Annotated in this window: 26 protein-coding genes; 9 read left to right on the forward strand and 17 right to left on the reverse strand. The window is 73.1% G+C overall.

Going from position 1 to position 24399, the window contains the following annotated elements; translation table 11 throughout:
- Positions 1-50: 50 nt before the first annotated feature.
- Positions 51-758: a lysoplasmalogenase gene (locus NUT86_RS10640; protein WP_266449204.1), complete on the reverse strand. Its 708-nt coding sequence runs from the start codon at positions 756-758 to the stop codon at positions 51-53.
- Positions 755-1687, reverse strand: a complete 933-nt coding sequence (locus NUT86_RS10645) for a sterol desaturase family protein (protein ID WP_274734794.1) — start codon at positions 1685-1687, stop codon at positions 755-757. Before NUT86_RS10645 ends, NUT86_RS10640 begins: the two co-directional genes overlap by 4 nt.
- A gap of 130 nt (positions 1688-1817) precedes the next feature.
- On the opposite strand from NUT86_RS10645, the gene NUT86_RS10650 reads away from it, so the two are divergent.
- The gene (locus NUT86_RS10650; protein WP_274734795.1) at positions 1818-2537 is read left to right on the forward strand and encodes a Type 1 glutamine amidotransferase-like domain-containing protein; all 720 of its coding nucleotides are present in this window, start codon (positions 1818-1820) and stop codon (positions 2535-2537) included.
- Between the two features lie 99 nt (positions 2538-2636).
- On the opposite strand, the gene NUT86_RS10655 is transcribed toward NUT86_RS10650, so the two are convergent.
- The 4 genes from NUT86_RS10655 to NUT86_RS10670 all read right to left on the reverse strand — a co-directional run bounded on the left by NUT86_RS10655 (position 2637) and on the right by NUT86_RS10670 (position 7059).
- Complete coding sequence (locus tag NUT86_RS10655) at positions 2637-3866, reverse strand: amidohydrolase family protein (protein WP_274734796.1); 1230 nt, start codon at positions 3864-3866, stop codon at positions 2637-2639.
- Complete coding sequence (locus tag NUT86_RS10660; protein WP_274734798.1) at positions 3866-5260, reverse strand: amidohydrolase family protein; 1395 nt, start codon at positions 5258-5260, stop codon at positions 3866-3868. Before NUT86_RS10660 ends, NUT86_RS10655 begins: the two co-directional genes overlap by 1 nt.
- A gap of 13 nt (positions 5261-5273) precedes the next feature.
- Positions 5274-6167 (reverse strand): SDR family NAD(P)-dependent oxidoreductase, encoded by an 894-nt coding sequence (locus tag NUT86_RS10665; RefSeq protein WP_109888898.1) that lies wholly within the window; start codon positions 6165-6167, stop codon positions 5274-5276.
- A 94-nt stretch (positions 6168-6261) separates the two neighbouring features.
- Positions 6262-7059: an acetoacetate decarboxylase family protein gene (locus NUT86_RS10670; RefSeq protein ID WP_274734801.1), complete on the reverse strand. Its 798-nt coding sequence runs from the start codon at positions 7057-7059 to the stop codon at positions 6262-6264.
- Positions 7060-7185: 126 nt separating this feature from the next.
- Between NUT86_RS10670 and NUT86_RS10675 the strand changes: the two genes are divergently transcribed.
- From NUT86_RS10675 to NUT86_RS10705, 7 genes are all read left to right on the forward strand, one after another.
- Positions 7186-7818 carry a TetR/AcrR family transcriptional regulator gene (locus tag NUT86_RS10675; protein WP_274734803.1) on the forward strand — a complete coding sequence of 211 codons (633 nt, stop codon included), beginning with the start codon at positions 7186-7188 and terminating at the stop codon, positions 7816-7818.
- A 771-nt stretch (positions 7819-8589) separates the two neighbouring features.
- On the forward strand, positions 8590-9621 hold the full coding sequence (locus NUT86_RS10680) for a DEDDh family exonuclease (protein ID WP_093642912.1): 1032 nt from the start codon (positions 8590-8592) through the stop codon (positions 9619-9621).
- Between the two features lie 63 nt (positions 9622-9684).
- On the forward strand, positions 9685-9918 hold the full coding sequence (locus NUT86_RS10685; protein WP_006606380.1) for a hypothetical protein: 234 nt from the start codon (positions 9685-9687) through the stop codon (positions 9916-9918).
- 109 nt (positions 9919-10027) lie between these two features.
- Entirely contained in the window at positions 10028-10942 is a 915-nt protein-coding gene (locus NUT86_RS10690; protein WP_274734808.1) for an SURF1 family cytochrome oxidase biogenesis protein, read from the forward strand.
- A 55-nt stretch (positions 10943-10997) separates the two neighbouring features.
- Positions 10998-12782 (forward strand): glycoside hydrolase family 15 protein, encoded by a 1785-nt coding sequence (locus tag NUT86_RS10695; RefSeq protein ID WP_274734810.1) that lies wholly within the window; start codon positions 10998-11000, stop codon positions 12780-12782.
- Between the two features lie 5 nt (positions 12783-12787).
- Complete coding sequence (locus NUT86_RS10700; protein ID WP_159490276.1) at positions 12788-13543, forward strand: SDR family oxidoreductase; 756 nt, start codon at positions 12788-12790, stop codon at positions 13541-13543.
- Positions 13544-13562: 19 nt separating this feature from the next.
- The gene (locus NUT86_RS10705) at positions 13563-13808 is read left to right on the forward strand and encodes a hypothetical protein (RefSeq protein ID WP_274734812.1); all 246 of its coding nucleotides are present in this window, start codon (positions 13563-13565) and stop codon (positions 13806-13808) included.
- On the opposite strand, the gene amaP is transcribed toward NUT86_RS10705, so the two are convergent.
- Genes amaP through NUT86_RS10730 form a run of 5 tightly spaced genes read right to left on the reverse strand, consistent with a single transcriptional unit; the run spans position 13801 to position 16170 of the window.
- Entirely contained in the window at positions 13801-14406 is a 606-nt protein-coding gene (amaP, locus tag NUT86_RS10710; protein WP_274734814.1) for an alkaline shock response membrane anchor protein AmaP, read from the reverse strand. The two genes, NUT86_RS10705 and amaP, sit on opposite strands and share 8 nt — an antisense overlap.
- Positions 14407-14413: 7 nt before the next feature.
- Positions 14414-15082: a DUF6286 domain-containing protein gene (locus NUT86_RS10715; RefSeq protein ID WP_274734816.1), complete on the reverse strand. Its 669-nt coding sequence runs from the start codon at positions 15080-15082 to the stop codon at positions 14414-14416.
- The gene (locus NUT86_RS10720; protein ID WP_018091801.1) at positions 15079-15471 is read right to left on the reverse strand and encodes an Asp23/Gls24 family envelope stress response protein; all 393 of its coding nucleotides are present in this window, start codon (positions 15469-15471) and stop codon (positions 15079-15081) included. Before NUT86_RS10720 ends, NUT86_RS10715 begins: the two co-directional genes overlap by 4 nt.
- 6 nt (positions 15472-15477) lie before the next feature.
- Positions 15478-15672: a hypothetical protein gene (locus NUT86_RS10725; RefSeq protein ID WP_109888913.1), complete on the reverse strand. Its 195-nt coding sequence runs from the start codon at positions 15670-15672 to the stop codon at positions 15478-15480.
- A gap of 36 nt (positions 15673-15708) precedes the next feature.
- Positions 15709-16170 carry an Asp23/Gls24 family envelope stress response protein gene (locus NUT86_RS10730; protein ID WP_127150242.1) on the reverse strand — a complete coding sequence of 154 codons (462 nt, stop codon included), beginning with the start codon at positions 16168-16170 and terminating at the stop codon, positions 15709-15711.
- 220 nt (positions 16171-16390) lie between these two features.
- On the opposite strand from NUT86_RS10730, the gene NUT86_RS10735 reads away from it, so the two are divergent.
- On the forward strand, positions 16391-17128 hold the full coding sequence (locus tag NUT86_RS10735; protein ID WP_274734820.1) for a hypothetical protein: 738 nt from the start codon (positions 16391-16393) through the stop codon (positions 17126-17128).
- 84 nt (positions 17129-17212) lie between these two features.
- On the opposite strand, the gene NUT86_RS10740 is transcribed toward NUT86_RS10735, so the two are convergent.
- From NUT86_RS10740 to NUT86_RS10765, 6 genes are all read right to left on the reverse strand, one after another.
- The gene (locus tag NUT86_RS10740; RefSeq protein WP_026170000.1) at positions 17213-17992 is read right to left on the reverse strand and encodes an enoyl-CoA hydratase/isomerase family protein; all 780 of its coding nucleotides are present in this window, start codon (positions 17990-17992) and stop codon (positions 17213-17215) included.
- Between the two features lie 113 nt (positions 17993-18105).
- Positions 18106-18327, reverse strand: coding sequence for a helix-turn-helix domain-containing protein (locus tag NUT86_RS10745; RefSeq protein ID WP_006606369.1), 222 nt, complete (start codon positions 18325-18327; stop codon positions 18106-18108).
- A gap of 335 nt (positions 18328-18662) precedes the next feature.
- Positions 18663-20261, reverse strand: a complete 1599-nt coding sequence (locus tag NUT86_RS10750) for an ABC-F family ATP-binding cassette domain-containing protein (RefSeq protein ID WP_018091806.1) — start codon at positions 20259-20261, stop codon at positions 18663-18665.
- Between the two features lie 324 nt (positions 20262-20585).
- On the reverse strand, positions 20586-22037 hold the full coding sequence (locus tag NUT86_RS10755) for a hypothetical protein (protein WP_109888919.1): 1452 nt from the start codon (positions 22035-22037) through the stop codon (positions 20586-20588).
- A gap of 203 nt (positions 22038-22240) precedes the next feature.
- Positions 22241-23368 carry an alpha/beta hydrolase gene (locus NUT86_RS10760; protein WP_026170002.1) on the reverse strand — a complete coding sequence of 376 codons (1128 nt, stop codon included), beginning with the start codon at positions 23366-23368 and terminating at the stop codon, positions 22241-22243.
- Positions 23369-23459: 91 nt separating this feature from the next.
- Complete coding sequence (locus NUT86_RS10765) at positions 23460-24116, reverse strand: class II aldolase/adducin family protein (protein ID WP_266449230.1); 657 nt, start codon at positions 24114-24116, stop codon at positions 23460-23462.
- Positions 24117-24399: the final 283 nt, after the last annotated feature.

Below are 24399 nucleotides of genomic sequence, written 5' to 3' on the forward strand. Positions count from 1 at the left end.
CGGCGCACCCGGCGGGCACGGACCCGGCGGGTGCGCCACCCCTCAGCGCTTCACGGTGCGCCTGCCGTCCGCAGCTCCTGCGCCCGCTGTGGCGCGTTCCGCGGAGGCGTGGCGGCGGACCGGAGCACACCGTCGGCCAGCGCCCACTGGGCCGCGACATAGGTGAGCATGATCCAGAACTGGGGGGCCGGGAGCTGCGGCCAGTGCGCGATCCCGCTCGCGATCAAGGTGTCGGAGAGCAGGAACAGCAGTCCGCCGGCCGCGGCCCACGGGCCCGCCCGGAGCGCGCCGAACGCCATCGCGGTGAGCAGCAGGCTGTACCCGGCGACCGGAATCCGCAGCTCCGCCGGGAGGTCCGGCCACAACAGCACCACCGTGCCGGTCAGCAGGACGGCGTATCCGGCGCCGGCCGCGCCGGTCAGTCCCCGCCGCCCGGCCACGGGACCCGCCCCGTGCCGGGCGAACAGCAGCAGGTAGCAGACGTGTCCCGCGGCGAACGAGCCCATCCCCACCAGGAAGGCGAGGTCCCCGCCGATCTGGAGGAAGGTGTCGCCGCCACAGCCGAAGAGGAGCGCACCGGCGAGCAGCGGGGGGCCGCCGCGCGCCAGCGCATAGCCGGCGAGCACCGGCATCAGCACGGGCTTGGTGATCTGCACGACGGGCAGGACGCCCCCGAGCAGCGCCCCGAGGTGTACGACGCCCAACAGGACGCACACCCACAGCAACGGCTGTACGGCCCGCGGCCACCGTGCCGTCATGTGGCCGGCTCCTCGACGGAGGCGGGCGCCCGGTCCCCGGCCGGCCCGGCCTTACGGGCCTCCTCGGCAGCCTTCCGGGCCTCCTCGGCGGCGACCCGCTCGGCCGGCTGCCAGCCCGGCCCGCGGAACACCCGTCCGGCGCGCTCGCGCCAGCTGTCCGCGGCCCGTATGTCCCGCGCGATGGCGGCGTACTCATGGGTGGCCACCCGCAGCGGGTTGAAGGTCTCGATGTTCTTGGTGAGTCCGTAGACGGGCCGCTCGGTCTCCGCGACGAACGAGCCGAACATCCGGTCCCAGATGATCAGAATCCCGCCGAAGTTCCGGTCCAGGTAGCCGCCCTGGGAGGCGTGGTGGACGCGGTGGTGGGACGGGGTGTTGAGCACGAACTCGAAGGGCCGGGGCAGCTTGTCGATCCGCTCGGTGTGCACCCAGAACTGGTAGAGGAGGTTGGCCCCGGAGGTGAAGGCGATCGCGGCCGGGTGGACGCCGAGGGCGACCATCGGGACGTAGAACGGCCAGACGGTCCAGGTGGTCCAGGGCTGCCGCAGGGCGGTGGTGAGGTTGAACTTCTTGCTGGAGTGGTGCACCACGTGGCAGGCCCACAGGACGCGGATGACGTGGTGGCCGCGGTGCGACCAGTAGTAGAAGAAGTCCTGTGCGAGCAGCATCAGGATCAGCGTCCACCACAGCACGGGCACCCGCAGCGGGGTGAGTTCGTAGATCGTGGCGTAGATCGCCACGATGGGTATCTTCCACAGCGCGTCGAACACGAGGCTGCCCAGCCCCATGCCGACGCTGGTGGCGGCGTCCTTCGCCTCGTATCCCGCCGCGTCCTCGTCGGGATGCAGGCGATAGCTCACCATCTCCACCACGGTGAGCAGGACGAAGGCCGGTACGGACCACAACACGACATCGGGCAGGTGCGGCATGTCCCGCACGATAAAGGCGTTGACCGGGGTGCCGCTAGGGGTTGTTACTGAGAAGTATGTAAGACGTGTCGTCAGCTGGGCCACCACGCCCGCCGTCGACGCTCCCCACGACGACCGGAAACGAGGTCCCATGGCCGGCACACCCACCCTCGCCCTGCTCGGCGGCGGCTTCTCCGACGATCCCGACACCCTGCTGGACGACTTCGTGCTGGATGCCGTGGGGCGGGCCCGGCCGAAGGTCTGCTTCCTGCCGACCGCGAGCGGCGACGCACCGGGCTACATCGAGGGGTTCCACACCGCGTTCGCGGCACGGGACTGCGAACCGAGCCACCTGGAGCTGTTCCGTCGCACCGTGTCCGATCTGCGGGCGTTCGTCCTGGCGCAGGACATCATCTACGTCGGCGGCGGCAACACCGCCAACATGCTCGCCGTCTGGCGGGTGCACGGCCTGGACACGATCCTGCGCGAGGCGTACGCGTCCGGAGTGCTGCTGTGCGGCATCAGCGCCGGGGCGTGCTGCTGGTTCGAGTCCGCGTTCTCCGACTCCTTCGGCCCGCCGGTGCCACTCGCCGACGGACTGGGGCTGCTGCCCGGCAGCCTGTGCCCGCACTACGACAGCGAGCCGGAGCGCCGGCCCGGCTATCTGGCGGCCGTCAACGACCGGGCGCTGCCCGCAGGTTGGGCGGTCGAGGACGGCGCCGCCGGCCTGTTCACCGACGGCCGCCTGGTGGACGTGGTCACCCGGAAGCCGGGCGCCACCCTCCGCCGGGTGAGCATCGGCGCGGACGGCGCGGTGACGGAGGTGGCACAGGCGGCGCGGGTGCTGGGGCCCAGCCTGCCGGGGGCCTAGGGTGCCGGAGGCCTAGGGAGCCAGGGGCACGGGGCCCTGGGGTGCTGGGGCCCAGGGCCCCATCGCGTGCTCGCCCCCGTCTCGCGCCCGGGCCGCCCCTCACCACACCCGCACCGCCCCGCCCCGTGCGAACGCCGGGCTGGTGGCGTTCGGGGGGATCTCGTCCAGGGGCTCGGTGAGGTCGGTGATGCTCGGGCCGACGCGGGCGGCGAGGGGGGCGAGGCGGGCGAGGTCGAAGCCGTAGACGCGGGCGGCGTTGGTGCCGAGCATGGCGGCGGTCTCGTCGGCCGGGACGCCGGCGTAGGCGAGGCGGAGGGCCTCGCGGGAGTGGGGGTGGGTGCCCTCGTCGTGGGGGTAGTCGCTGCCCCACATGATCTTGTCGAGGCCGATGCGGTGGCGGAGCGGGACCTCGTGCGGGCGCATGAAGCTGGCACCCACGAAGCAGTGGTCGCGCCAGATTCCGGCCGGCGAGTCGCCCATGGCCTCGCCCAGGCCGACGCCGAATTTGGCTTCGGCGGTGGCGGCCCGGGACGCGGACGCCACCAGCCGCCCGTGGTAGTAGTCCAGCATGTCCAGGACACCGGGGATCCAGCCGGAGCCCTGTTCGGTGAGGACGAGGCGGAGGCCGGGATGGCGGCGGAAGGCCCCGCCGAAGATCAGGTGCCACAGGGCCCGGTGGGAGAACCAGGTCGTCTCGACCATGAAGACGGCGCGGGCGGCGGGTTCGTCGCCGAGCGGCGGGGAGGCCGAGCCGCCGTGGTGGTTGACGGGGACGTCCAGTTCCGCGCAGACCGCCCAGAGGGGGTCGTAGGCCCCGGAGTGGAGTTCGGGGAGGCCGGAGCCGGGCGGGGTGCCGGGGAGCATGACACCGCCGGTGAGCCCGGCTTCCCTGGTGCGGCGGACTTCCCGTACGGCCTCGTCGACATCGTGGAGGAGGATCTGGGCGACGCCGGCCCGGCGGCCCGGGGCCTCCGCGCAGAAGTCGGCGAGCCAGCGGTTGTGGGCGCGCAGGCCCGCCCAGCGCTGCTCGAACTCCGTGCGGGTGGGCGCGGGGGCCATGAGGGCGGCGCTCGGGAAGAACGGCGGGATGGTGTTGGGGAAGACGACCTCGGCGACGATGCCGTCGGCCTCCATTTCGGCCAGGCGGCGGGCGGAGTTCCAGTTGCGGTCGGCGGTGTCGGCGAGCAGGTCCTCGTGCGGGTTGACGTAGGACGCCGCCCAGGCGTCGAAGTCGTCGTGGTACCGGGACTCCAAGTACGGCCGGTAGTCGAGCAGATCGGCGCCGGCGTGGCAGTCGGCGGAGATGACGGTGTAGCGGTCGTCGGTCATCACTGTGCCCCCAGTACCGGGAAGTCGTGGTCGGTCAGCCAGTGGCGGCCCACCTCGCGGGAGCGGGCCCAGGAGGCCTCCACCGACGGCTGGTCGGCGCTCTGGCCGAGTTCGGCCGGGGTGGGGCCGATACGGCGGGCCAGCGGGGCCAGCCTCGCGGTGTCGAAGCCGAAGGCCTCGGCGGCGGACAGGCCGAGCATGCGGCGGGTCTCGGCGACCGGAATGTCATGGAAGGTCTTCTTCAGCCAGCCGCGGGTGTCGGGCCAGGTGCCTTCGGGGTGCGGGAAGTCGCTGCCCCAGAGGATGTTGCCGACGCCGATCTCGTAGCGCTGGGCGAGTTCCCGGCGTTTGGTGTTGGTGGCGCAGACGAAGACCTGCCGGTCCAGGTACTCGTGCGGCGGACGCTTGAGCGCGGCGAACGGGGAGAGCTTCTTGCCGCCGTGCGCGCCCAGGTAGAGGCGGTCCATGAACCACAGGAGGTTGGGCAGCCACCAGCAGCCGGACTCGGCGATGCCGAACCGCAGGCCCGGGTGGCGTTCGAAGACGCCGGACCAGAGCAGGAACCACAGGGGGCGCGCGGGCCACCAGGTCACCTCGGAGACATAGATCCCGAGGTGGTCGCCGTACTCGTGGCGGGGTGCGGCCCCGGAGTGGGTCAGCACCGGCATCGCGCACTCGGCGGCCGCGGCCCACACCGGGTCGTAACGGCGGTCGTGGTACGGCTCCTTGCCGCCCCACATGGACGGGATCATCAGGGCGCCGAGCCCGGACTCCTTGGCGCGGTGGATCTCGGCCACGACCCGGTCCGTATCGGCGGTGACCGGTAACAGGGCCACACCGCAGTGCCGTTCGGGGTGTCCGGAGACGAAGTCGGCGAGCCAGCGGTTGTGCGCCTGGGCACCCGCCATACCGAGGTCGGGGTCATGGTCGCCGGAGAGGCCGAGGCCGACACCGAAGGGGGCCGCCGTACCGCTGTCGACGGCGTCCGCGTCCGGGAAGACGACCTCCGCCGCCACTCCGTCGCCGTCGAGTTCCTTCAGCCGCTGTGCGGGGTCCCAGCCGCCGCGCAGGCCCTCCTCGTGCTCCTGGAACCACCGGGCGGCGAAGGCGTCGTTGCGGATGCCGAGGCGGGTGGCCTCCGCGCGGCGGGCATCCCGCTCGCCGAGGAACGCGTCGAAGGCGCGGTGGAAGCGGGCGTCCAGGTAGGGGCGGTACTCCTCGGTGGGGAGCCCGGCGTGGCAGTCGGAGGAGATGATCAGGTACGGGTCGTGCGGGCGGTCAGTGGGGGCCTGTGGGTTCGTGGGGACCTGTAGGTCGATGGAAACCTGTGGGCCCGTGGGTGCCTGTGGGCCCGTGGGTGCCTGTGGGCCGGTGGATGTCTGTGGGTCCGTCATGGCGGAACCTCCCTCAGTCGTCCGGGTCGAGGATGAAGTGCTCCAGGTAGGCGGGGTCGGTGCGGTCGAGCATCGAGGCGGAGCGCGCCCGGATCTGCGCGTCGGTGTGCGCACTGGGCGGCAGCAGCCAGAAACGGCCGGCCCGGACACCGTCCACGACCTGCGCCGCGACGTCCTCGACGGGGGTGAAGGCGATCTCCTGCCCGGCCTCCTTCATCGCCGCCTCCCACTGCGCCAGGCTGCGGTACGGCGTACGGCGCGGCCGGGTCTTGGCGTAGCGCACGGGCCGGTTGCGGTGCGACTCCCACAGGCCGGTGCGGAGCATGTGCGGGCCGGGGAAGAGCACCGAGGCGCCGATGGGGGCGCGCTCGGCCTTGAGGTGGGCGTAGAGCGATTCGGTCATGGTCACCACGGCCGCCTTGGTGACGGCGTAGACGGACGCGGTGGGCAGCGGTGCGACACCGCCGTCCGCCGAGGAGGTGTTGACGACATGGCCGGGTGCGCCGCCCGCCAGCATCCGCGGCAGAAAGCACTGGATGCCGTGGAAGACGCCCCAGACGTTCACCGCGAACGCCCAGGCCCAGTCGTTCGGCTCGTGTTCCCACATCCGGCCCTCGGCGCCGGAGCCCACCCCCGCGTTGTTGCACAGCAGGTGGACGGCGCCGAAGGCGTCGTACGCGGCGTCGGCGAGCGCGGCGACCTCTTCTCGCACCCCGACGTCCACGGTGCGCGCCAGTACCCGGGCGCCGTCCGCGGCCAGTTCGTCGGCGGCGGCCCGCAGCGGCTCCTCCTCCACGTCCGCGAGGACGACCCGCAGCCCGTCCGCGGCGAAGCGGCGCGCCATGGCCAGGCCGATACCGCTGGCGGCGCCGGTGACGACCGCGACCTGTCCCGCCGTCAGCTCCATGCCCGCTCACCTCTCCGCGCCGGTCGGGCCGGCCGTGTTTCCGGCCGTGTTTCCGGCCGGGGATCCTGGGGTTGTCCTGTGGGGGAGCACGGCATCAGACACTCCCCTCGGGCGGACCGTCGAGGAGCTGCTGCGGATCGTCGTAGCGCTGGTGGACGTACGGCAGCAGGGACCGGGCGCTGACCCGCTCGACGACCCGGCCCTGCTGGTCGCTGGTCTTCTCGCCGAGGGTGAGCTCGACGAGGGTGCGTACGGGGAGGTCGGCGACGGGGTCGTACATCGACTCGCGGAGGACGACATCGCCGGTGATCTTCTCCAGCTTGCGGACCTTCTCGTGGCGCAGGCAGTGCACCAGCACCGGGTCGAGGTCGAAGCCCGAACCGTCCACGGCGGGAAGGAACTTGAAGTAGAAGTCGGTCTTCCGGGACGGCTCGGGGACCGGCAGCGGTCCGCTCACCGCACCGCGTACCTCGACGAAGGCGATGCCGTGCCGGGCGAGCGCGGCGCGCACGACCGGGCCGTCGCGCTCGACGGTGACCTCGCCCAGCTTCTTGGGCTCGCCGAAGACCTCACGCCCGCCGGTCAGGGCCCGCTCGTGGGTCATCGGCATGACCAGCGGATACCAGCCCTCGACGCCGCGGTGGGCGGCCGCGACGGCGACCGAGCCCGCGCCCAGGGGGTAGCCGGGCAGCTCGACCTTGCTGATGTTGGCCCGGACCAGCGGGCGTCCGGTGGGTTCGAGGGGCGGCGGCAGCACGGCCGCGACCGCCTCCGGGTCGCTCTCCCACACGGCGACCACACCGGTGGACCAGATGTCGGGGAGCCGGGAGCCCGCGGTGCGCGCCGCGGTGATCTCCGCCTCGGTGCGCGCTCCGTAGCGTATGCGTGCCATGGCGTACCACCCTTCGTCGTCGGTGACTTGCGAGGGTCGTGCGAGGCGTCTGTAACACTGTTACACCGAGCGGGATGAAGGGTAAAGAGCCGTGTACGCACGGGAGTTGAGGGATAGTGGGGGAATATGACACGTACCGCACTGACCGGCGAAGAGGTTCTGACGGCCGCCGCCCGGCTGGTGCGGGCGGAAGGCCCCGGCGCGCTGACCATGCGCCGCCTCGCCACGGAACTGGGCACCGCCGTCACCTCCATCTACTGGCATGTCGGCAACCGCGAGTCCCTCCTGGACGCCCTCGTCGAGCGCACCATCCGGGAGATGGGTGAGATCCACCCCACCGGGGAGACCCCGCACGCACGCATCGTGTCGGTCGCCCGCGCGCTGCACTCGGCGCTGCGCGAGCGCCCGCAGCTGATCGCGATGGTGCATGAACGCGGCCTGACGGAGCGGATGTTCCTGCCCGCGCAGCAGGCGCTGGTCCATGAGATGCACGCCGCCGGGCTGCGCGGGGAGACGGCCGCGGAGGCGGTGCGGGCGGTCCAGTTCCAGGTAGTCGGCTTCGTCCTGGTCGAGCGCAACCGCGAGCGGTCACCCGAGCAGCACCCGAGCGAGGGTGAGCTGTGGGACTCCCCCACCGCCGAGCACGATCCGGCGCTGGCCCGCGCGCTGGCCGGCCCGGTCGACACCGGGCGGCTGTTCGCCGTCTCCCTGGAGGCGCTGGTGACCTCACTGCTCTCCCCGGCGGCGCCCGCCTCCTGAACGGGTGTGGTCGACGACGGCGGCTCGCGGCTGCCCGGAACCGCTCATCGCCGGAGGCCGCGTGACGGCACCGCACGGAACGGCTTCGGGGCGGCGGCGGTGCGGCCGCCCGTTCGTGTGGTTCTTTCCGCCGTTCCTGGGAGGCGTTTCGCCGTCTTCCTTCCGAGGAGAGTCCGTATGTCCCCTTCCTCCGGGGAGTGCTCGGTCCATCCGGAGTGCTCGGTCTTTCCGGAGTGCTCCGTCTTTGCGGGAGCGGCTTTTCGCCGTCCCCTGGGGCCTGCTGGTTTTCCCCGCCGCCCGGGCCTGCTGGTTTTCCCCGCCGCCCACCCCCCTTCGGGGGGGTGGGCGGGTTAGGTGGGTACCCCCCCAGGCTCTGGGTGGGCGGGCCAGGCGGGCGCCCCCGGCGTCGGGTGGGCGGGCCAAGCGGGCACCCCCAGCGTCGGGGTGGGCGGGTCAGGCGGGCACCCCCGGCGTCGGGGTGGGCGAGTGAGGCCCCCAGCCCCGGGGCAGTTGAAGCACCCCGCCCCCCGGCAGATGGAGCCCCCCGCCCCGGGGCAGACGAGGCCCCCCGAACAATCCACCCCCAGACCACGTGAGAGCCCCCCAACCACCTCCCGCCCCACCTCACCCCCACACCCCGTCAACTCCCCCACCCGCCCGCGAACTGCCGGGGTGCCAGCTGCGTGAACCTCCGGTGTGTCGTCGGGCATACCTCCGGTGTGTCCGACGCGGTTCGGTGGCTGTCAGTGGTGGCCCGTATCCTCAGGGACCATGCTCGAAGACCGCATGGCAGCAGCCGCCGACCCGATCGCGCCGAAGATCGGGCAGCAGCCGGGCCCGCAGACGCCGCCGGCTCCCTGGCCGTCCGCGTATCCCCAGGGATACGCGGTGGTCGACGTGGAGACCACGGGCCTGGCCCGCGACGACCGGATCATCTCGGCAGCCGTGTACCAACTCGACGCGCAGGGCGAGGTCCAGGACCACTGGTACACCCTCGTCAACCCGCAGCGGGATCCGGGACCGGTCTGGATCCACGGGCTCACGAGCGCCGTGCTCGACGATGCCCCGCTCTTCCCGGAGATCGTCCCGGAGCTGTCCCGGCGCCTGGCGGACCGGGTGCTGGTCGCGCACAACGCCATGTTCGACTGGTCGATGATCGCCCGCGAGTACGCCCGCGCCTCGGCGACCGCGCCGGTGCAGCAGCGGCTGTGCACCATCGCCCTGTCCAAGGAACTGCGGCTGCCGCTGCCCAACCACAAGCTGGAGACCCTCGCCGCCCATTACGGCGTGGTGCAGGAGCGCGCCCACCATGCGCTGGACGACGCCCGGGTGCTGGCCGAGACCTTCCGTCCCAGTTTGCGGCGGGCGGCACAGGAGGATCTGCGGCTGCCGCTGCTGAGCTGCCAGCCGCTGACGGAGTGGTCGGACGCCCCCGCGCCCCGGCAGCGCGCCTCCGCCTCGTCCTACCGCCCCACGTCCTGGCGCCCGTCCCGTAAACGACCGGCGTGCCCGTACCCCAACCCGGGGCGTTACGCATCGGGCGGCCGGCTCGTCCAGGGGATGCGGGTGGCCTTCTCGGGCGACACGTCCGTGGACCGCGAGCTGCTGGAGGACCGGGCGATCGAGGCGGGTCTGCATGTCGCCACGAGCGTGTCCCGGCTGACCAGCCTGCTGGTGACCAACGATCCCGACGCCCGGACCTCCAAGACCGCCAAGGCCGCCTCGTTCGGCACGGTCGTGATCGACGAGGCGGCCTTCATGCAGCTGCTGCAGGATGTGGCCCCGGCGCCTGCGTCCGGGTGAAGCCCGCCCAACACACCCGTCGGCACCTCGCCGCGCGGGTGTGGCGACCGCACCCTGTGGCGCATGGCACGTTGTGAGGTCTGCGGAAACGAATACGGCATGACGTTCGAGGTGCACGCGCAGGGCGCGGTGCATGTCTTCGACTGCTTCGCCTGCGCCATCCACCGCATGGCGCCGATCTGTGAGCACTGCCGGTGCCAGATCATCGGGCAGGGCGTCGAGGCCGACCAGAAGTGGTACTGCGGTGCGCACTGCGCCCGCTCGGACGGCAGAGTGGGCATCGTCGACCGGGTCTGAGCGGGGCCGGCCACCGGACCGCGGGGGCCGCCCCGGCCGGATCCTCCACCAGCTGCGCCAGGGGGACCCCCGGCTCGGGTGCCCCGGTGCCCCAGGTACCGTCAAGGCCGTGTACCGCTTCCTGTTGTCCCGGCAGTGGGTGATCCTCACCCTCGTGGGTCTTGCGCTGATCCCCGTCATGATCAAGCTGGGCTACTGGCAGTTCCACCGCCATGAGCACAAGGTCGCGCAGAACCAGCTGATCGCGCGCAGCCTGGCCGCCGACCCGGTTCCGGTCACCTCTCTGACGGCCCCCGGCCGGGAGCTGCCCCGTCGCGACATGTGGCGCACGGTCAGCGCCACCGGCACCTACGACACCGCGCACGAGGTCGTGGTCCGCCAGCGCACCGCCGCCGACGAGCAGAGCATCGGCTATTACGTGGTGACCCCGCTGCTCCTCGGCAACGGCGAGGCCGTGCTGGTCAACCGTGGCTGGATCTCGGCCGGCAACGACCTCACCCGGTTCCCGGACGTCCCGGCCGCCCCCCGGGGCAAGGTCACCGTGACCGGCCGGATGATGGCCGACGAGACCACCGCCGCCAGTGGCATCAAGGACACCAAGGGCCTGCCCGCCCGCCAGGTCATGCTGATCAACAGCAAGGAGCAGGCGAAGCGGGCCGGCCGGCCGATGCTCGGCGGCTACATCGAGCAGACCGGACCCGAGCCGTCCGGCAACACCCCGGAGCTGGTCCCCGAGCCGGACCACGACTCCATCGGCCCGCACATGGCGTATGCCATCCAGTGGTGGCTGTTCGCCGCGGCGGTGCCGGTCGGCTGGATCGTCCTCGTACGCCGTGAGCGCCGCGACCGGGTGACGGCCGCGGCCGAGCAGGCCGAGGCGGCCCGGGAGGACCAGGCCGCCGGGGCCGCGCGGGACGGCGGACGGACCGCGGAACCCGCCGGTTCCGGGGAAGCCGAACCCGCCGGTTCCGGGGAGACCGAGGCAGCCGGCGACCACGCGGCGCCGGCCCCGGCCAAGCCGTAGCCCGGACGGCCGTCACCACGGCGTAGCGCCTCCTCCGGGCGGGAAGAGGCGCTGAGTGCACCCACGTATCGAGGACTACGCGCTCATCGGTGATCTGCAGACCGCCGCTCTCGTCGGCCGCGACGGGTCCATCGACTGGCTGTGCCTGCCGCGCTTCGACTCCGGCGCCTGCTTCGCCGCCCTCCTCGGCGGCAAGGACAACGGCCACTGGGGGCTCGCCCCCCGGTCCTCCGAGGCCCGCGCCCAGCGCTCCTACCGCGGTGACTCGCTGATCCTCGACACCGTCTGGGAGACGCCCACGGGCAGTGTCCGGGTCACCGACTTCATGCCTCAGCGCGACCGTGCGCCCGATGTCGTACGGATCGTCGAGGGCCTCAGCGGAAGCGTCGAGATGCGCGGGGTGCTGCGGCTGCGGTTCGACTACGGGCGGGTGGTGCCCTGGGTGCGCGCCACCGAGGGCTGCCGGGTGGCGATCGCCGGACCGGACTCCGTATGGCTGCGCACCCCGGCCCAGGGCACCACCTACGGCAAGGACTTCAGCACCCGTTCGGACTTCACCGTCGCCGCGGGCGAGCGCACCGCCTTCGTGCTGACCTGGCACCCCTCCCATGAGCCCCGGCCGACCCAGATCGAGCCGTTCACGGCGCTCCAGGACACCCTGGACGACTGGCACGCCTGGTCGGCGCGCTGCCGCTACAACGGGCCGTACCGCGAGGCCGTGATCCGCTCGCTGATCACCCTCAAGGCCCTCACCTATGCGCCCACCGGCGGCATCGTGGCGGCCCCCACCACCTCGCTGCCCGAGGAGCTGGGCGGCGTACGCAACTGGGACTACCGCTACTGCTGGCTGCGCGACGCCAGCCTCACCCTGAACTGCCTGCTCTCCGCCGGATATCTGGACGAGGCCGGCGCCTGGCGGGACTGGCTGCTGCGCGCGGTGGCCGGCGCCCCCGACGATCTGCAGATCATGTACGGGCTGGCCGGTGAGCGGCGGCTGCCGGAGGCCGAGCTGCCGTGGCTGACCGGGTACTGCGACTCCGCGCCCGTACGCATCGGCAACGCCGCCGTCGCACAGCGTCAGCTCGATGTCTACGGCGAGGTCCTCGACTCCTTCCACATCGCCCGCTCGGCCGGACTGCCCGCCGAGCAGCACGCCTGGAGCATCCAGCGGGCGCTGGCGGACTACCTGGAGTCCACCTGGCGCGACCCCGACGAGGGGCTGTGGGAGATCCGCGGGCCGCGCCGGCACTTCGTGCACTCCAAGGTCATGGCCTGGGTCGCGGCCGACCGGGTGGTGCGGGCGATCGAGGCGTATCCGAGGTTCGGCGGGGACATCGACCGCTGGCGGGCGATGCGCGACGAGGTCCGCCGCGAGGTGTGCGAACACGGCTATGACGCCGACCGGGGCACCTTCACCCAGTTCTACGGCTCCAGGGAACTGGACGCCGCGACGCTGCTGATCCCCCGCGTCGGCTTTCTGCCGGGCGACGACCCCCGGGTCCTCGGCACCATCGACACGGTGCGCCGGGAGCTGACGCACGACGGTCTGGTACGCCGTTACAGCACCGAGGGCGTCTCGGTCGACGGGCTGCCGGGCGACGAGGGCACCTTCCTGGTCTGCTCGTTCTGGCTCGCCGACGCGCTCCGGCTGAGCGGCCGGCGGGCCGAGGCACAGGAGATGTTCGAGCGGCTGCTGGGGCTGCGCAACGACGTGGGGCTGCTCTCCGAGGAGTACGACCCTGCCGCCCGGCGCCAGCTGGGCAACTTCCCGCAGGCCTTCAGCCATATCGGCCTGGTGGGGACCGCCTTCGGCCTCCAGGACGGGGCACAGGCACACTAGGGTCCATGGATCTTGGACTCACCGGCCGGACGTACCTCGTCACCGGGGCGACCCGCGGCCTCGGCTTCGCCACCGCCCGTGAACTGGTCGCCGAAGGCGCCCATGTCGTGATCACCGGACGCACCGAGGAGAGCGCGGCCGCCGCGGCCGCCTCGCTCGGTGAGCGGGCCCTGGGGGTGGCCGCCGACAACGCCGACGCGGACGCCCCCGACCGCCTGATCGCGGCGGCCCGGGAACGCTTCGGCCGACTGGACGGGGTGCTCATCAGCGTGGGCGGCCCGGCGCCCGGCACCGCCGCCGACAACACCGACGCACAGTGGCAGTCGGCCTTCGAGTCGGTCTTCCTCGGCGCGGTACGGCTGGCCCGCGCGGCCGCCGCCGAGCTGACGGAGGGCGGTGTGATCGGCTTCGTGCTGTCCGGCTCGGTGCACGAGCCGATCGGCGGACTGACCATCTCCAACGGGCTCCGCCCCGGTCTCGCCGGCTTCGCCAAGTCGCTCGCCAACGAGCTGGGGCCGCGCGGCATCCGCGTCCTCGGCGTCCTGCCCGGCCGGATCGCCACCGACCGGATGACCCAGCTCGACGCGCTCTCCGGCGACCCGGAGGGCTCCCGCGCCCGCAACTGCGCGTCCATCCCGCTGGGCCGCTACGGCCGGCCGGAGGAGTTCGGCAGGGCCGCGGCCTTCCTGCTGTCGCCCGCCGCGTCGTATGTCACCGGGGTGATGGTGCCGGTGGACGGCGGGGCCCGGCACGGGTTCTGACGGGGGGCGGGCCGTCAGGATGCTGAACACTTCCGACACACCCGCCGAGCGCGAAGAGAGCGAGTTCGGCGACCCGCTGCAGAGCATCTGGGCTTCCTGCGTCCTGCCGTACGTGGGAGTGACCGATGTGCGCCGGGTCGTCTTCCGCACGGTCACCGATGCGGCCGACGAGACGCGCGCGGACTGGCTGCGGCGGGCACGCCGGGAGGCCGCCGCCCTGCTGGCCCGGCCCGGGAGCAGGGACACTGTGCCCACGCCTAACTGACCCGCTCGGGACGGTGCTTGACCGCGCGCAGCCGGACATCGGCCGGCAGCCGGTCGAGCCCGGCCGAGCGGCGGGCGTGCGCCACCGACTCGTCGGACAGCCGCCGGAGGACGGTCCCCGGATCGGCGTGCGGGGCGAGCGCCAGCACGGCCCGTACGTGCGGTTCGCTCCGGCGGCCGGTCAGCAGCACACCGGCCCCGTCGACGCCTTCCACCGCCTCCGATTCGGCCGTGAGGGCGTCCTCCAGCGCCCGGCCGCGCAGCAGGGCGCCCTCGCCGTCGCCGCTGTCGACGAGGATCTCGTTCAGCCGGTGGCGCCGGAGCTGGGTCAGCAGCCACCACAGCATCAGCAGCACGAAGACGGCCAGCGCGGCGATGACGACGGGCCACCACCAGCCCTGGTCCGTCCAGCGGGTGCGCTGCCGCGTGGGGAGCAGCACCTCGTCAGGGCGGGACCAGGGCCAGCCGGCGGGCAGTCCGAGGTGCCATTTCGCGGGCAGACCGAGGCCGCCGAGCAGCACCAGGCCCCCCACGCCGAACAGCAGCACACCGGTCAGGCCGAGCAGCACCCGGTTGACCGTTCCGCGGACCCTGCGCATCGCTCGCTCACCTCTTCTTCGGGCGCCGGACGTCCACGGTCAGGCGGAGCTCGTGTGCCAGTCCCAGCTGCCGCAGGCCCTCGCCGAGCGAGGTGTCGAGATCGGCGCGGACCTCGTCCAGTTCGCGGAAGTGCGAGACGCAGTGCGCCTTCGCCTTGCGGCGGCTGACGGCCATCCGTACGGACTGGACGCCGGCGACCTCCATGGCACGGTCGCGCAGCACCAGCGCGGCGGCCGCCCGGTCCAGCCCGGCCCGCAGGTCCGGCGCCGCCGGCCGCATCGGCAGCACCTGGCGCAGTCCGGGGGTGACGGCCAGCACGAACAGCCAGATGCCGAGCACCAGGACGACCGCGGCGGCGCCCAGCACCCAGGGGTTGTCGAGGTGACGGGTGGCCAGTTCACGGGCGAGCCGACGGCGCCAGGCCATCGCGGGGCGGTCGGCGCGCACCGCGGCCACGTCGTAGAGCAACAGGCCGGCGGCGGCCAGCAGCACCAGCGCGACCAGGGCGGCCGGCACCCGGCGGGCCGACCAGAAGCGCCGGACCCGGTCGTGGCCGGCGGTGTCCGGGGACGGGGTGTCCGCGGCGGGCGGAGTCGCCGCGTCCGCCTCGCCCGGTGTCTTGTCGAGCGTGGGCAGCCGCCGGGTGGCGTTCGGCTCCGCTTCCTCGTCGCTCATCGCACCCTCCCGCGGTCCGTACGGTCCAGCAGCGGGGAGTGCAGACGCTCGACCTCCACCGCGACCTCGGGCACTTCCATGTTCGCCAGCGCCTTCACCCGCTCGGTGACATGGCGGCGCACCACCCGGCACTGTCCGCCGATGTCGGAGGGGTAGCCCAGCTCCACGGCGATCCGCAGCCGCGCCTCACCGAAGATCCGGGGATCGTCGCGCCGGTGCACGGTCACCGTCGCATGGGCGTCCGTACGGGCGCGCGGGGACTCCCCGCGCAGCACCTCCCGGGCGGCCCGTGCGGCGATCTTCGCCACCACCCGGTCCGCGATTCTGGTCGCGCCCCGCTCACCCGCCGGCACGGCGGTGGCAGCGGCGGCCGGGGACACCGTCGCCACCCGGCTTCACCGCCGCCGGTCGCGGTCGCCGCTGCGCGGACGGAAGAACTCGCCGGACTCCAGATCCCCGTCGAGGAACCTGCCGGCCACGAACCCGATGGCGCCCAGCGCCGCCACCAGGATGAAGGCGCCGAAGCCACCGAAGTATCCGGCGAAGCCCAGCGCCATTCCGGCCAAGAGGCCGGCCACGGCCATGCTCATCGTGCGCTCCTTCGCTGCCACTCCGGACGGGCCCGGCTACTGGAGCCGCGGCTCCGCTTCCTCTTCTTCGTCTGCCTCGTCGGGCAGCTTGACGTCGCTGACCGCGATATTGACCTCGACGACCTCCAGGCCCGTCATCCGCTCCACGGCGGAGATGACGTTCTCCCGGACCGACCGGGCGACATCGGCGATGGCGACGCCGTAGTCGACCACGATCTCCAGGTCCAGCGCGGTCTGCACCTCGCCGACCTCGGCCTTGACGCCCCGGGTCGCGGTCGCGGACCTGCCGCCGCCGGGCACCCGGTCCCGGACGGCGCCGAGCGTACGGGCGAAGCCGCTGCCCATGGCATGCACGCCGATGACGTCCCGGGCCGCCAGACCGGCGATCTTCTCCACGACACCGTCGGCAATGGTGGTCCGCCCCCGGGTGGCGGGGTCGCCGCCGCCCCGTTTGGCGGGCGTCCTGGGGCCCTCTGCGTGCTGCTGGCTCTCGGTCATCGCCGTATCCCTTTCCGCGGGGAGAAGCGGTCCGCCCGCTCCGTTCCCCACACTAGGTCCGGTATGCCCTGATTGCTCCGGGGATGTGGCAGCCGAGTGCTCCATACGGCGCCACCGGGCACAGCACCCTGCCGTGGGGGCGGGTCTGCGGCAGGCTGGGGGCGGGTCCGGAACGTGTCCGGGAAGCGGTCCGTGGACCTTCCGGGAAAGGGGTGACGCGGTGGCCGTGAACCACTTGGCGCAGACGGTCCGGACGCAGCTCGGCATCGGCCGGGTGCTGCCGCTCGGCGGGCCCGGGGACGGGTCGTGGATCACCGAGCAGGCGGCCGCCGGAGCGCTGCGGGCCGCCGCCGGGACACCGGCCGGTGTCCGTTTCGGCGCGCTGCGGCTGTCCGTGGCCGATCCCGGCCACGCCCCGGAGCCGGCGGTGCCGGCGCCGCCGAGTGCGCTGCCGCCCGGCCCGCTGCGGATCGAGGCGGACTTCGCCGCGGTCGCCGACCGGCCTCTGCCGGTGCTCGCCGACCAGGTGCGCGCGGCGCTGCTGGAGGCGTCGATCCGGGAACTGGGGCTGGTGGTGGGCGTGGTGGATCTGCGGGTCAGCGGACTGCTGGAGGCGGACGAGGCCACGACGGGGGCCGCGTCGGCCCGCTCCGCTCCCCAGGAGGAGGTTCCGCCCGCCGCTCCCGTAACGGGTGAGCGGACCGGTGCGACGCAGGACGGCGCGGCGGGGATCGCCGCCGTCGCGCGGGGCGTCGAGGGCGTGGCCCGGCTGGCGCCGGTGCTCGGCGGTCCGTCCCGTCCGGTGCGGCTCACGGACGGGCATGCGCTGATCCAGCTGGCGATCGCGCCCGGTCACCGGGCGCTGGATGTCGCCTGCGCCGTACGGCAGGCGGTGGCGGCCGCGCCGCCCGTGACCTCGACGGTCGCCGTGCTGGTCACGGCGGTGGAGCCGAGCTGACGAACCAGCCCGGCCGGGCACGTCGGTGGGGTGCGCGGCCGGGCAGCTCGGGTTACGTGAACGGGTGCGGTACCGCCGTGGGCGCTACTCCCCCACGCCCGCGAGGTCGCGCAGCCGGCGCGCCTGCGCGGCCCGCTCGGCGCGGCGCTGCTCCTCGTACGTACGGCCCGCGGCTCCGGCCAGCAGGGCCTTGGTCTCGATGACGGCATCGCGCGGCGCGGCGGTGAGCGCGGCCGCCAAGTCGGCCACGGTGGCATCGAGTTGGTCGCCGGGCACCACGAGGTTGGCGAGACCGGTCCGCTCGGCCTCCTCGGCGTGCACGAAGCGCCCGGTGGCGCAGATCTCCAGCGCCCGGGCGTAGCCCACCAGTCCGACCAGCGGGTGGGTACCGGTCAGGTCCGGTACGAGTCCCAGGCTGGTCTCGCGCATCGCGAACTGGACGTCCGGTGCGACCACGCGCAGATCGCAGGCGAGGGCGAGCTGGAAGCCCGCGCCGATGGCGTGCCCCTGCACGGCGGCGATGGACACCAGGTCGGTGCGCCGCCACCAGGTGAACGCTTCCTGGTACTCGGCGATCGTGGCGTCCAGTGCGCTGTCCGTGCCGCGCGCCAGATCGATGAACGACGGCTCGCCGTCGAAGCCTTCGGGCGTGAACGCCTGACGGTCGAGGCCCGCGGAGAAGGACTTGCCCTCACCGCGCAGCACGGCGATCCGTACGTTTCCCGGCAGCAGCGACCCCGCTTCGGCAAGCGCCCGCCACATGGCCGGCGACTGCGCGTTGCGCTTGGCCGCGTTGGCGAGGGTCACCGTGGCGATGTCACCGTCAACGGTGAGCCGCACGCCGTCCTTGTCGAGCAGAGTCATGAGCGCCTCCGAGTCAGCCAGCCGCACCTGCGTGCGTAAGTGACTGAACGGTAACCTCCCGGTCGACTGCTCGGCCGACCGGGGGGAGACCGCTGTACCCGGAGTCGCGGGCCTCAGGCCGAGGCGGCCTTCTTGCCCCTCGTGGCTCCGCCACGACCGCGCAGGACCACACCGGATTCGCTGAGCATCCGGTGCACGAATCCGTAGGAGCGGCCGGTTTCCTCGGCCAGCGCCCGGATGCTCGCACCGGAGTCGTACTTCTTCTTCAGGTCTGCCGCGAGCTTCTCGCGCGCGGCGCCGGTTACCCGGCTGCCCTTCTTCAGAGTCTCGGCCACCCGTGCCTCCTCGTGGGAAGTGCGCTCTGGACTCTCATGATCACCCCTCCCCGGCTTCCTGGCCACCCATTCCGCAAGGTCGTTACGACATCCTTTGCCGGCGGACGCCCGGCCAAGCGGGCCGGAATCTCTCATTCCGGCTGTGCGGAAGGCCGCCCGGACCCGGCCGCCCGCGAGAAGTGGCAGGTCAGGTGGTGTGCGGCCGAAAAGGCGACGGCCGGGCCCCAAGGACCCGGCCGCAGGCCGCAGGCTCGCCGGTGTACGAGCCGTTCTCACTCAGATGATGGATCACACATCGGCCGAATGATCCATACGGCATGATCCATCCGCCGCGGTCAGGCCAGCGCGACCAGATCCGCGTAGTCCTGGCCCCACAGGTCCTCGACGCCGTCGGGCAGCAGGATGATGCGCTCCGGCTCCAGGGCGTCCACCGCTCCCTCGTCGTGGCTCACCAGGACCACCGCGCCCGTGAAGGTGTGCAGCGCGCCGAGGATCTCCTCGCGGCTGGCCGGGTCGAGGTTGTTGGTGGGCTCGTCGAGCAGCAGCACGTTGGCGGAGGAGACGACCAGCGTCGCCAGGGCGAGCCGGGTCTTCTCGCCGCCGGAGAGCACCCCGGCGGGCTTGTCGACGTCGTCGCCGGAGAAGAGGAAGGAGCCCAGCGTCTTGCGGATGGCGACCAGGTCCATGTCCGGGGCGGCCGAGCGCATGTTCTCCAGGACCGTGCGGTCCGGGTCCAGGGTCTCGTGCTCCTGGGCGTAGTAGCCGAGCTTGAGGCCGTGTCCCGCGCGGACCTCGCCGGTGTCGGGGGTCTCGACGCCCGCCAGCAGGCGCAGCAGGGTGGTCTTGCCCGCACCGTTGAGGCCGAGGATGACGACCCGGGAGCCCTTGTCGATGGCCAGGTCGACGTCGGTGAAGATCTCCAGGGAGCCGTAGGACTTCGACAGGCCCTCGGCGGTGAGCGGGGTCTTGCCGCACGGTGCCGGGTCCGGGAAGCGCAGCTTGGCGACCTTGTCGGAGGCGCGCACCGCCTCCAGACCGGCGAGCAGCTTGTCGGCGCGCTTGGCCATGTTCTGCGCGGCGACGGTCTTGGTGGCCTTGGCCCGCATCTTGTCGGCCTGGGAGTTGAGCGCCGCGGCCTTCTTCTCGGCGTTCGCCCGCTCGCGCTTGCGGCGCTTCTCGTCGGCCTCGCGCTGCTGCTGGTAGAGCTTCCAGCCCATGTTGTAGATGTCGATCTGCGAGCGGTTGGCGTCGAGATAGAACACCTTGTTGACGACGGTCTCGACCAGGTCGACATCGTGGGAGATCACGATGAAGCCGCCGCGGTAGGTCTTGAGGTAGTCGCGCAGCCAGACGATGGAGTCGGCGTCGAGGTGGTTGGTCGGCTCGTCGAGCAGCAGGGTGTCGGAGTCCGAGAACAGGATCCGGGCCAGCTCGACGCGGCGGCGCTGACCGCCGGAGAGGGTGTGCAGCGGCTGGCCGAGGATGCGGTCGGGCAGGCCGAGGCTGGCGGCGATGGTCGCGGCCTCCGCCTCGGCGGCGTACCCGCCCTTGGTCAGGAACTCGGTCTCCAGGCGCTCGTACTTCTTCATCGCCTTGTCGCGGGTGGCGCCCTTGCCGTTGGCCATCCGGTCCTCGTTCTCGCGCATCTTGCGCAGCACGGTGTCCAGATCGCGGGCGGAGAGGATGCGGTCGCGGGCGAGCACGTCGAGGTCGCCGGTGCGCGGGTCCTGCGGCAGATAGCCGACCTGGCCCCCGCGGGTGACCGAGCCGGAGGCGGGGATGCCCTCGCCGGCCAGCACCTTGGTCAGCGTGGTCTTGCCGGCGCCGTTGCGGCCGACCAGGCCGATGCGGTCGCCCTTGGCGATACGGAAGGAAGCGGACTCGATGAGGATGCGGGCGCCGGCGCGCAGCTCGAGGCCGGAAGCGGTGATCACGGAAAAGCTCCAGGGCAGGAAGACGGCGGATTGGACGGACGGTCCGAGAGCGGGCTGCGCCGTCTAATGAACCCAGAGGAGAACTGCCATAGGAGGCAGTCTAACGGCCGGGGGCAAGTGATTTTCCGGGCGGCGGGCGGCGGGACCGGCCCGTGGGGTGCGCCGGACAGCGGGCCGTTCGCGCCGTCGCACGTCGTGGCGCACCAAGCGGCGCCAGGCGGGGACGGAGGCGGGGCGGCTCCCGCGTGAGACTGTGACGCAGCTCTCCCTTGCCGCTTCGGTGCCTGCGCGCGCGGAGGTTCCCCGGCCGCCCCGCCCCGGCGCTCAGACGCCGCCCGTGTGGACCTGGAAGGCCGCGCGGCGCACGGCCTTGGCGAGGGCCGGGTCCGGGTGGGCCGCGGCCAGCGCCACCAGCACCTGGACCGTCCTGGGGTGCCCGACGGCGCGTACCTCCTCCAGGAGGCGTGGCACCGAGCCCTGGACCGCCGAGTCGAGGTGCCGTACGAGCAGCTGGGTCTCACCGTGGTCGGCGACGGCCGCGGCGGTGTCCACCCACAGCCAGGTCGACTCCTCGCGGGTGAGCACATCGGGCGCGGTCTCCGGGTCGCCGCCCTCGTGCTCGACCAGCCACAGCAGGGCGTACGGCCGCAGGCCCGGTTCGTCGGCCGCGGCGCGTACGGCGGCCTCGGCCGGTGCGCCGACCGCCCGCAGCGCCTCGAAGGCGAGGCCGCGCAGCAGCGCGTCCTCACCACGGGCCACGGTCAGCAGCTCCTCGACGGCCGAGCCGACGGAGCGGGCCGCGAGCCAGGCGCGGTATTCGGCGCGTGCCGGGCCCGGGGTGAGCCGAGCGCAGCCGCGGAGCATCGCTTCCCCGGACTGTTCGATATTGCCCGCCGGGCTCTGCGCGGCGACACAGATCTGCTCCAGCTTGACCCACACCGACCAGTTGCCGAGCGGTGTCAGCTGTGCCTCGCACGCGTCGGGCGCGGTCTCCCGGGCACCGTCCGCCGGCACCAGCGCGCCGACGGTCCGCAGTGCGTCCAGCGACCAGTCCAGCAGCTCGGCCAGCGACGCCCCCGCGGCGTCGTCGGCGGCCACCGCGGCATCGTCGGCACTGCCCGGGGCTGCCGGGTCCTGCCCGTAGGGGACCTCGCAGCGTTCGGTGCGCAGTTCGGCGACGCGCTGGTCGAGCATGTCGAGCAGCACCGGCAGCCGTACGGGCCCGGCCGACAGATGCAGCAAGGACAGCAACTGCGGCAGCGCCTCGACGACTTCGGCGACTATCGCGGGGCCGGCGGCGGCCGGTGCGGGCCGGGCCAGCGACCAGGCGTCGAAGAGCGCGACCCAGCCGCGCAGTACGGCGGTGTCGTCGCGGTCCCAGGCGCGCAGCCGCCAGCCGGGGCGGGCGAGGCCGTCGTGGAGTTCGACGAGCCCGGCCAGCCGGGCCCGGTCCCAGTCGGTGCGGACCTGTTGCGGTGTCAGGCCCAGGGCTTCGGCGGCGCGTTCCGCGGCGGCCTTCGGCAGCGCTCCGTCCGGGCCGGCGCGCAGGCTGCCGCCGGCGGCGCCGGCACCGACGCTGTCGGCCCAGCGGGCGAGCCGGGCCGCGCCGGCCAGCACGGCACGGGCCTGGCGGGCCAGTTCCGCGGGCGGCGGCGTGCCCTCGGGCGGGCGGGGCGCCGGGCGCTTGGCCCGGGTTGTCACCGCCCGGCGGGCGGCCGCAACCGGTTGACGGGGGACGAGTCGGAGCCGGGAGTCGCGCGGAGTACGGGACGTCACAGGAGCAGTGTTGCCGCTGTCGGCCCGAAAGCCCAATCGGAACCCGGCTTGCGATCTGCTACGGCGATGTCATCTCGCCGACCCATCCCTGATGAGGGGAGTTGTCCCCCCGTATACCCGGCAGCCATCGGGGCGCCGGGGCCGGTGGAGGGGGAAGCGGCCGGTGGGGGCCGGTGTCCGGCCCGGGCCGGGAGGCGGCGGTGCTACATGAGCGGGGTGAGGAAGCGCCGCAGCGCCTCTTCGTAGCCCGACGGGTCGGCGTTCCACATCGCGGCGTGCGGTGCGTGCGGGACCGGTTGCAGCGTGACCAGGTCGGCCCGGCGGGCGGCGAAGGAGCGGGAGGCCGTCCAGGGGGCGATCCGGTCGTCGGGCCCGTGGAAGAGCAGTGTGGGAATCTCCAGCTCGTCCGGGTCGACGGCGTAGGCGGGATGGTCGAGGGGCAGTCCGGTGCTGCCCTCGGCGGCGCGTACCACCAGCGGCAGCAGGGCCCGGGGGATCCGCCGGGCGCCGGCCAGTGCGCGGACGGTGGCGTTCCGGTCGAGGACCGGGGAGTCCAGGACGAGACCGCTGATCCGGTCGCGCAGCGCGGAGTGGGTGGCGGCGCGCAGTGCCATGGTCGCGCCGGTGGACCAGCCGTGGAGGACGACGTCGTGGGCGCCGTAGCGCAGGGCGTAGCGGATCGCGGCGTCCAGGTCGCGCCATTCGGTGTCGCCGAGGTGGTTGATGCCGTCGGCGGTGCGCGGGGCGCCGGGGTCGTTGCGGTAGGACAGGGCGAGGACCGGCAGCCGGTGGCGGTGCAGGAAGGGCATGACCACCATGGGGTGTTCGCGGGTGGTGCCCAGACCGTGTGCGGTGATGACCCAGGTGTCGCGTACGCCGGGGACGAACCACGCCGGGAGGGGGCCGAGTTCGCCGGGGATGTCGACGTCGGCGCAGTCGAGGCCGAGGGCGTCCCGGGGGTTGCCGATGTGCACCTGCGGGGTGAGCAGCATCCGGTTGCCCGGCCCGAGGGTGCCGTGGGTGACCCGGACCAGGCGGCGGACGACCGCGTCGGCGGGGTGCGGGACACCGTGGACGACGTCGCCGATCACCGCGTGGCAGCCGGAGCCGGTGAGTCCGTACGTGCCGGGCCGCAGGGACGCCAGGCTGCGGGTGAGGGCGATGCGCTCCTCGGTGGCGGAGTGCACGGTGAGGCGGGAGTCGCCCGGGAAGGGCTGGTCCGGCGATGGTTTCAGGGCAATGTCGCTGGCGTACCGGCCGACCGCCACTGCGGCCGCCCCGGCACCTATCACGGTGATGGCGGCCACGGCCGCCGCAGTACCCAGGCGCACCTCACCAGTGTGCGCAGCGGTGCCGGGTGCGGCCACCGGGCGGAGTCGGGCGGGTGACCGGCCCCGGGCCCGTCCGGCCCGGGGCGGTCGTTCAGCCCTGCTGGCCGTAGCCGCGCAGCTGTGCGGCGGCCGCGTCGAGCTGACCGGCCGACAGCAGGTTCGGCGTGCGGCCCGGCACCGAGCTCGCGGTGAGCCACACCCGGCACATCCATTCCAGCTGGGCGGTGCGGTCCAGCGCCTGGTCGAGGCTGTCCCCGTAGGTGATCGTGCCGTGGTTCTGCAGCAGGCAGCCGGTGCGGTCGCGGAGCGCCTCGCGCATGTGCGCGGCGAGCTCGTCGCTGCCGTACAGGGCGTAGGGCGCGACCCGGACGGGGCCGCCGAGCGCCGCGGTCATGTAGTGGACCGGCGGGAGTTCGGGGACGAGGGTGGAGACGGCCGTGGCGTACGGGGCGTGGGTGTGGACGACGGCGGTGGCCGTGGTGCTGCGGTAGACCGTCAGATGCATCGGGAGTTCGCTGGTCGGCCGGAGCACGCCGATGATCTGGCGGCCTTCGAGGTCGACCGCGGTGGTGTCACCGGGCCCGAGCCGGTCGTAGGGGACGCCGCTGGGGGTGACCAGGACCAGATCCCTGATGCGGCGTGAGACATTGCCCGAGGTGCCGACGACCAGGCCGTCGGTGACCGTTCTGCGGGCGGTGGCGACGAGTTCGCTCCAGGCGGTGGCGAGGTCGTCGGGGTGGTCCTTCATGGGTCCTCCGGCGCGGTGCGGCGAAAGCGGATGCGGTGCGCGACACCGTACGAGCGGGCCGGGGCACCGTACGCCGGGGGTCTACCCAACTGGTATCCGCCATATGGGGACACCTGCGCCAGTGCCGGGGATTGACCTGATTTGAGCCCTCTTGGGTGGCTCGCCCCTTACTGTCGAGGTGATTCCACGACAACAGGACCGCGGCGAACGGCTCGTCGGCCAAGCCCACGAAGTTCGCCAACGGGTGATGCGGAAGTGACGCCGGAGGCGCCTCCGCGTGAAC

It is taken from the genome of Streptomyces sp. G7(2002) (assembly GCF_028870195.1).
GTDB classification, from domain to species: Bacteria; Actinomycetota; Actinomycetes; order Streptomycetales; family Streptomycetaceae; genus Streptomyces; species Streptomyces nigrescens.

What these genes read in the sequence shown, in the direction of transcription:
- NUT86_RS10700 (WP_159490276.1), top strand. Translation starts at nt 12,788, where the DNA reads ATGGATCTTGGACTCACCGGCCGGACGTACCTCGTCACCGGGGCGACC.
- NUT86_RS10740 (WP_026170000.1), bottom strand. Translation starts at nt 17,992, where the DNA reads ATGACTCTGCTCGACAAGGACGGCGTGCGGCTCACCGTTGACGGTGAC.
- NUT86_RS10705 (WP_274734812.1), top strand. Translation starts at nt 13,563, where the DNA reads ATGCTGAACACTTCCGACACACCCGCCGAGCGCGAAGAGAGCGAGTTC.
- NUT86_RS10685 (WP_006606380.1), top strand. Translation starts at nt 9,685, where the DNA reads ATGGCACGTTGTGAGGTCTGCGGAAACGAATACGGCATGACGTTCGAG.
- NUT86_RS10650 (WP_274734795.1), top strand. Translation starts at nt 1,818, where the DNA reads ATGGCCGGCACACCCACCCTCGCCCTGCTCGGCGGCGGCTTCTCCGAC.
- NUT86_RS10715 (WP_274734816.1), bottom strand. Translation starts at nt 15,082, where the DNA reads ATGAGCGACGAGGAAGCGGAGCCGAACGCCACCCGGCGGCTGCCCACG.
- NUT86_RS10680 (WP_093642912.1), top strand. Translation starts at nt 8,590, where the DNA reads ATGCTCGAAGACCGCATGGCAGCAGCCGCCGACCCGATCGCGCCGAAG.
- NUT86_RS10765 (WP_266449230.1), bottom strand. Translation starts at nt 24,116, where the DNA reads ATGAAGGACCACCCCGACGACCTCGCCACCGCCTGGAGCGAACTCGTC.
- NUT86_RS10670 (WP_274734801.1), bottom strand. Translation starts at nt 7,059, where the DNA reads ATGGCACGCATACGCTACGGAGCGCGCACCGAGGCGGAGATCACCGCG.
- NUT86_RS10730 (WP_127150242.1), bottom strand. Translation starts at nt 16,170, where the DNA reads ATGACCGAGAGCCAGCAGCACGCAGAGGGCCCCAGGACGCCCGCCAAA.
- NUT86_RS10655 (WP_274734796.1), bottom strand. Translation starts at nt 3,866, where the DNA reads ATGACCGACGACCGCTACACCGTCATCTCCGCCGACTGCCACGCCGGC.
- amaP (WP_274734814.1), bottom strand. Translation starts at nt 14,406, where the DNA reads ATGCGCAGGGTCCGCGGAACGGTCAACCGGGTGCTGCTCGGCCTGACC.
- NUT86_RS10725 (WP_109888913.1), bottom strand. Translation starts at nt 15,672, where the DNA reads ATGAGCATGGCCGTGGCCGGCCTCTTGGCCGGAATGGCGCTGGGCTTC.
- NUT86_RS10675 (WP_274734803.1), top strand. Translation starts at nt 7,186, where the DNA reads ATGACACGTACCGCACTGACCGGCGAAGAGGTTCTGACGGCCGCCGCC.
- NUT86_RS10660 (WP_274734798.1), bottom strand. Translation starts at nt 5,260, where the DNA reads ATGACGGACCCACAGACATCCACCGGCCCACAGGCACCCACGGGCCCA.
- NUT86_RS10640 (WP_266449204.1), bottom strand. Translation starts at nt 758, where the DNA reads ATGACGGCACGGTGGCCGCGGGCCGTACAGCCGTTGCTGTGGGTGTGC.
- NUT86_RS10665 (WP_109888898.1), bottom strand. Translation starts at nt 6,167, where the DNA reads ATGGAGCTGACGGCGGGACAGGTCGCGGTCGTCACCGGCGCCGCCAGC.
- NUT86_RS10645 (WP_274734794.1), bottom strand. Translation starts at nt 1,687, where the DNA reads ATGCCGCACCTGCCCGATGTCGTGTTGTGGTCCGTACCGGCCTTCGTC.